Source organism: Streptomyces sp. NPDC127084 (assembly GCF_042724175.1).
Taxonomy (GTDB): Bacteria; Actinomycetota; Actinomycetes; order Streptomycetales; family Streptomycetaceae; genus Streptomyces.
The window spans coordinates 36,610-42,981 of record NZ_JBHXFA010000052.1 but is presented as its reverse complement, the minus strand read 5'-3'; the positions used below and the strand labels follow the sequence as shown (position 1 = coordinate 42,981).

At 70.2% G+C, this 6,372-nt stretch carries 4 protein-coding genes; 3 read left to right on the top strand and 1 reads right to left on the bottom strand.

Annotated elements, in window-relative coordinates; all coding sequences use genetic code 11:
* The first annotated feature begins 176 nt into the window (after positions 1-176).
* Positions 177-866 (top strand): DUF4255 domain-containing protein, encoded by a 690-nt coding sequence (locus tag ACFWI9_RS14910; RefSeq protein ID WP_387161998.1) that lies wholly within the window; start codon positions 177-179, stop codon positions 864-866.
* Entirely contained in the window at positions 863-3,016 is a 2,154-nt protein-coding gene (locus tag ACFWI9_RS14905; protein WP_387161997.1) for an ATP-binding protein, read from the top strand. The genes ACFWI9_RS14910 and ACFWI9_RS14905 overlap by 4 nt, the downstream gene beginning before the upstream one ends.
* A gap of 65 nt (positions 3,017-3,081) precedes the next feature.
* On the opposite strand, the gene ACFWI9_RS14900 is transcribed toward ACFWI9_RS14905, so the two are convergent.
* Entirely contained in the window at positions 3,082-4,416 is a 1,335-nt protein-coding gene (locus ACFWI9_RS14900; RefSeq protein WP_387161995.1) for a ricin-type beta-trefoil lectin domain protein, read from the bottom strand.
* 747 nt (positions 4,417-5,163) lie between these two features.
* Here ACFWI9_RS14900 and ACFWI9_RS14895 point away from each other — a divergent pair.
* Positions 5,164-6,345 (top strand): DUF4157 domain-containing protein, encoded by a 1,182-nt coding sequence (locus ACFWI9_RS14895; protein WP_387161993.1) that lies wholly within the window; start codon positions 5,164-5,166, stop codon positions 6,343-6,345.
* The last annotated feature ends 27 nt before the right edge of the window (positions 6,346-6,372 follow it).

Sequence of the window (6,372 nt, the reverse complement as noted above, 5' to 3'; positions counted from 1 at the left end):
ACGGGACACCCCCAGCCTGGGATTGAGAACGGCACGTTGTGGATCGCGTTGGCGAAGGACACCACCGCATCGGTGTCGGTGGTCAGGTACTTGACGAACTCCCGGAAACAATCGGAGTCCACGCCGTCGGCAGCGGCAGCGGTTTCCTCACAGCAGCACAAGGCGGGAGCGCGACAGTGATCCACGAGGTGGACGAGGTCCTCAAGAGGATTCTCGGAGGTGGCGCGCTGACCGGCTCAGGGATCGATATCTCCCTGGACGCGCCCACCCGCGACTGGGCGGCCCGGCGGAACGCCCCGACCGTCAACGCCTATCTCTACGACATCCGAGAGGACGTGGCGCGCAGGCAGCGCGGTACGACCCCGGTCACGGACCACAGGGGAGTGGTGCTGAAGCACCGGCAGCCGCCCCGATGGTTCCGGTTGTCCTACCTCGTCACGGCCTGGACCAAGCAGCCCCAGGACGAACACCGCCTGCTCGCCGCCGTACTGGCGACGCTGATCCCCCGCGAGCTGCTCACCCCAGCCGAACTGCCCGGCTCGCTGGGCGCACTGGACCTCTCGGTGCCCCTGTCGGTCGCTGGAATCCAGACCGAGTCGCGGTCACGGGCCGAGATCTGGTCCGCGCTGGGAGGCGAACTCAAGCCGTCGTTGGACGTGGTGGTGACCGCGCCCTTCCCCGCGGTCCCCGAGTACGACGCCGGTCCCCCGGTCACGGAGGGCGCGGGTGTGCGGGTACGCGGTATCGACGGGACCCTGGAAGGCTCACCCGAGCGGCGGCACAGGGTGCTGCGTCCCGCCCCGAAGGCGAGCGAGGTCACCGAGAGCGCCGGCAGTGGCGTCATCGGCGAGGTACGGCCCCGATGAGCCGACCCGCCACCGAGATGACCGACGCGCTCCTCGCCCGGCTGGCCCGGCTACGCGAGCGGGTCGCCCTGCTGGTCGAAACGCGTAGTGCCGACGACCCCACCGCCGCGGACCCGCTGCGTGGCCTCTACCTGTCCGATGACGCGGTCCGCCGTATGCTCGGCACCACCATGCCGCCGACCCGGCCGGTCCACACAGCAGAGGTCCTCTTCCCGGGCACGGCCCCGAGTTCCGCCTCGGCCACCGACCCCGACCCGGGCATGGCCCCCGCAGCCGCGCCGGGGACGGCCTCGTCCCCGGACCCTGTCCCGGCCACCGACTCCGTTGACCGGCTGACTCGCCTTGCGACCCGGCTCGGACTCCACGAGCTGGACACGGCCCTCCTCCTGGTCGCACTCGCACCCGAGCTCGACCGAGGCTTCGAACCGCTCTACGCCTACCTCAACGACGATGTCGGCAGGCGCCGCGCGACCATCGGGCTCGCCCTCGACCTGTGCGGAATTCCCCAGCACTCGCCCGGAGGCCGGGCCCGGTTCCATCCGTCGGCGCCGCTGTCCGCGCTCGGCCTGGTCGAGACCGACGAACCCGAACGCCCCTTCCTCAGCCGCTCGTTGCGCGTCCCCGACCGCCTGATCGCCCATCTCATCGGCGACGACAACCCGGATGCCGCACTCACCGGCTGGGCGCGCCCCCTGGCGGACTGCCCAGGCCCGTACGACGAGGACTTCACCCGCAGGCTCACCGAGCGGCTCGCCGCAGCCCCGCTCACCGTCTATCTGCGGGAACCACGAGAGGGCGACGGCCTCGTCTGCGCCGCCGCGGCACTGGGCGCCGCCGGGCTCGACGCGCTGCACTTCACCCCGGTCGGGAGCGGCGGACCGGTAACCGACGGCAGTACGAGTACCGGCACCGGGCCTGGCCCGCTCGCCGAACTGCTCCGTGAGGCGCGGCTGAGCCGCCGCGCGCTCGTCGTGTCACCGGTGCCGGACGATCCCGCCGCGCTGGTCCGGACCCTGACCGCGAGTGATGTGACCGTGCTGTTCATCGGCACCCGCCCGTACGACCCTCACTGGTGCGACCAGGACCCGCTGGTCCTCGATGTGCCGAGGCTCCGCGCCGACTCCGCCGATGCCTGGGCGTCCGCGCTCGGCGCTGCCGCCGATCCCGGCCTGGGCGCGGAGACCGACTCCGGGAGCGACCTCGTCACCGCCGTCGCCCCGTACCGGCTCGGCGGTGAGCGCATCGCACGCGCAGCACGCGCCGCACGCGAACTCGCCGTGTTCGACGGCACCGCACTGACCGCCACCCATCTCCGGCTTGCCGCCCGCCTCCAGTCCGCATCAGGTCTGGAGCGGCACGCACGCCGGATCCGGCCCGATGTCGGCTGGACGGACCTCGTGCTTCCGGACGGGCCACTCGGGCAGCTCCGGGAACTGGCCCTGCGGGCCCGGCACCGTGACCGTGTGCTCGGGGACTGGCGGCTCAGCGCCGGAGGCGGCCGGGGGCGCGGGGTGATCGGCCTGTTCGCCGGGGAGTCCGGCACAGGTAAGACCCTGTCCGCCGAGGTCGTCGCCGCCGAACTCGGCCTTGACCTCTATGTGGTGCAGCTCTCGTCGGTGGTCGACAAGTACGTCGGCGAGACCGAGAAGAACCTGGAACGCATCTTCACCGAGGCCGACCGCACCGACGCGGTACTCCTCTTCGACGAGGCCGACTCCGTCTTCGGCAAGCGCTCCGAGGTGAAGGACTCGCACGACCGCTACGCCAACATGGAGAGCGCCTACCTCCTCCAGCGGCTGGAGTCCTTCGACGGGATCGCGCTGCTGACCACCAACCTGCGGGCCAACGTGGACGAGGCGTTCACCCGGCGCCTGGACCTGGTGATCGACTTCCCGTTCCCCGACACGGAGCAGCGGCTGGCCCTGTGGCGCCACAGCCTGGCCCGGGTGCCCTGCGCCGATGACATCGACGCCGTGCCGTGCGCCAAGGGCTTCGAACTCGCCGGTGGATCGATCCGCAGTGCCGTCGTCACCGCCGCCTATGCGGCGGCCGGGCGCGGTGAGCAGGTCACCACCGCTGACCTGCTGGAAGGCGCCCGCCGCGAATACCGCAAAGCAGGACGCCTGGTGCCGGGCGAGGGCAGCTGGTAGCGCCTCTCGCCCGGCAGCCCGTGGCCGGGCCGACTACCCGGCCGCCCGGTTACCCGCCGACTCGCCTACTCGACACGCCACTTCTGGTTCGACTGCCCGTTGCACGTCCACAGCACGAGCTTCGTCCCGTCCACGGTGCCCTGGTCGAACGCGTCCACGCACATGTCCGCCTGCGGATTCACCAGGTCACCGGCCTGGCTCAGCACGAACGTCTGCGCCGGGTTGCCGCTGCACCGGGCCAACTGGATGGCGGCCCCGGCCTCCCGGGAGCCGTTGGCGACATCCATGCACAGGCCGAGCGAGCGTATGGTGCCGTCATCCCGGAACTCCCACTTCTGGTTGGCGGATCCGGCGCAGCTCCAGATCTGGAGCTGGGTCCCGTCCGGATAGCCGCCGTCCTGCGCGTCGGTGACATCGATACAGCGGTCCGAGCCCTCACCGATGATCACGGACCCGGCTGCCTCCGGTTCCTCGGGCGCCGGCTCGTTGTCCGACCCCCCACCCCCGCCCTCCTCGGGCGCTTCGGGCTCGGGGTCGGTCTCGGGCTCTTCGGACGGCTCTGCGGGCTGCTCTGGTTCCTCCGGCGGCGGGTCCGACGGGGACGCGGCGGGGTCGGGCAGCGCCGCACCGGCTTCCACGGGCTGCTCCGTGGCGGCGCTGCGGACCTGGGGCTTGTAGGAGATCCAGAGCATCAGGAAGGTGATGGCGAGTGCCAGCAGGATGCCGAGGAACGTGGCGAGCCAGCGGGGCAGGAAGCCGCGCTGGACATACGTGCCTTCGACGTTCAGCGGCTCGACCCCGGAGCGCTGCACGGCCAGTGTGTAGGGCCGCCGCTCCTTCGAGCCGAACCAGATGATCTCGTGGGGCTTGAGCCGTACTTTCAGAAAGGCGGCATGGCCCGGCTCGATCTGGACGTTGGACGGGTGGATCTCATACGAGAGCTCGTCGCCGTTGTCGCTGCCGCTGACCGAACAGGTCAGCCTGGTGTTGCCCACGTTGTCGATCGCCAGCTTCGGCCGGCCGCGGAAACGGCCCTTCACGGTGGGCGGCACGATCTCGGCCCGCACCTCCGTGAACGGGGTGATCGTCAGATTGCCTTCGGGGACGGTGGCAGCCTCCGGGTGCTCCGTGGGCGAGATCCGCACGGCATACGGGTTGGGGCCCGCGGTGGCGTCGGGGGTGCGGGGCGGAGCGAACGTCAGCTCCACCGTGCCCGTGGTGCCGGGGTAGAGCCGCAGGGTCTGCGGCTCCACCCTCGTCCACGGGGCGATGTCGCCGACGGGTTCGAAGCGGTACTCGTCGACGACATCGCCGGTGTTGCGCAACCGCAGCCGCACAGTCGTCGTGCCGCCGGGGTCGACGGTCGCCGACGCGGGTTCCAGAGAAGTCCAAAGGCTCACGTATCGGACGCTAACGCGGGGGCCGCGCCGTGTCCGCAGGCCCAGGGGCATGATCGACTGCCCGAAGAGGCGCCGTCGGCGGTCATCGTGCCCACAAGGTTCACGTGCCCCGGCGGCTGTGGGTCCCCTTGCCATGACTCCACCGGGTGCATACCGACGAGGCCCTCACCGTTCTTGAGATCGGACGGCACATCGATGACAAGTCCGTGTGCCGATGCCAGGCGTTGCAGCGTGCTGAGCGGCACACCCCGGATCTCCGAGGGTGCAGGACAAGACCGTACGCGTGTCGGTCGGGGTGCACCTTGTTCCCGGTTTCGTGCAGTACCCACGTGCGCCAACGGAACTTCTTGCGACGGATTTCCTCGGCGAATCGCGCGAATCTGTGATTCATGGCGGCCTCGTGACGAGACGCGTCGTGCGACAAACGGAGCAGGAGAACGCGCGGTGAGAGGAACCGCCTGAGAGGTTCCCGCACATCCGCGACATCGTCCGAGTTGCCGTTGCCGAGGAGGAGCATGATGAGCCGGACAACCCTCAGGGCGAAGTCCAGGGGGATGAGGGGCCACTCCACGACGAACCAGACGAGCAGCCAGAGCCTCGAGGGGCGGGGCCCGCGGCGTCAGGTGCGTCGCTGGTACGACGCCACGCCCTGCCCGTCCAGGCATCGCACGCTGCCCCCGCAGTCCTGGATCCCCGGCAACACAGCGGTATAGAAAGAAGGGCGACCGCCACCCCAGAAAGGGCAGCATGCACTCGTCGGACAAGGACACAGGCGCCCACGCCGGAGACGGCCGCATCATCCAGAACCGGAAGCGCCACACCGCGCCCAGAAGCGGTATGCCCCCCCAGGGACTTCTCGGGGTGCAGCGCGCCGCGGGAAACGCCGCCGTCGTCCAGTTGCTCCGCCAGGCCGGACACGCCTGGGCTCAGGAGCAGCACCAGCACGGTGCCGGCTGTGGTCACCAGACGGAGCAGCCCCAGGTCCAGCGCTCCACCGTGCACGATGTTCTGCGCCAGGGCGGCCGCCCCCTGGACGACAGCACCCGAGGCGAGATGGAAGCACGCCTCGATGCCGACCTCTCCGACGTCCGCATCCACACCGGCAGCGCCGCGAGGCAGTCCGCTGCGGAGCTGGGCGCCCGTGCCTACACGTCAGGCAGCCATGTCGTCATCGGAAACGGCGGCGAAGACAAGCACACTCTCGCCCACGAGCTGACCCACGTCATCCAGCAGCGTTCAGGACCGGTGGCCGGTACGGACCAGGGCAACGGTCTGCGGGTGAGCGATCCGTCCGACCGGTTCGAGCGCGAGGCCGAAGCGAACGCCTCCCGCGTGATGTCCGGGCCCGTACCCGTGAGCCGCGCTGTACAGCAGGGCGAGGCCGCACGGGGCACCGCCGACACGGCGCGTACCGGCGGTGCGCCGCAGGTGCAGCGGATGGAAGCCATCAAGAAGCAGGTCAAAGCCGCCACGAGCCTGTTCGGTCTGGCCAAAGATGAGGTAGCGCCTGGCGCTCCGCGCCAGAGGGCCGTCAAGCACATCCGAGACCTGCTCAAGGAGCAGGGCCTTGAGGGGGAGGACACGGTGGGTTCACGCGTTGCCGATGCCATCGATGGAATCAAGACGGTGGGCGGTGAGCGTGGTTCCCGAACCATCCACGAGGTCTTCACCAGACCCGAGCTGGCGGAGTTGTACGCGATCCCCAACAGTGACCCTCGCGCGCCGGAAGCCCACAAACGGATCGCCGCGATGGAGCTCGCGTACTGGCAGGCCGAGCACCAGCGTGCCCCTTCGGAGGGCACGCGGATCGCCACCCAGGTGGACGTCGCGACCCGCGTCCAGCTTCAGCAGAGCGTCGGTGCCACCACCGCGTACATGCGTCGGTTCGGGAGCGCCTTCGACAGGGACATGGGGAACAACGGCAGCTGACGAGCTCGTGCACGGCAAGGAGTGACA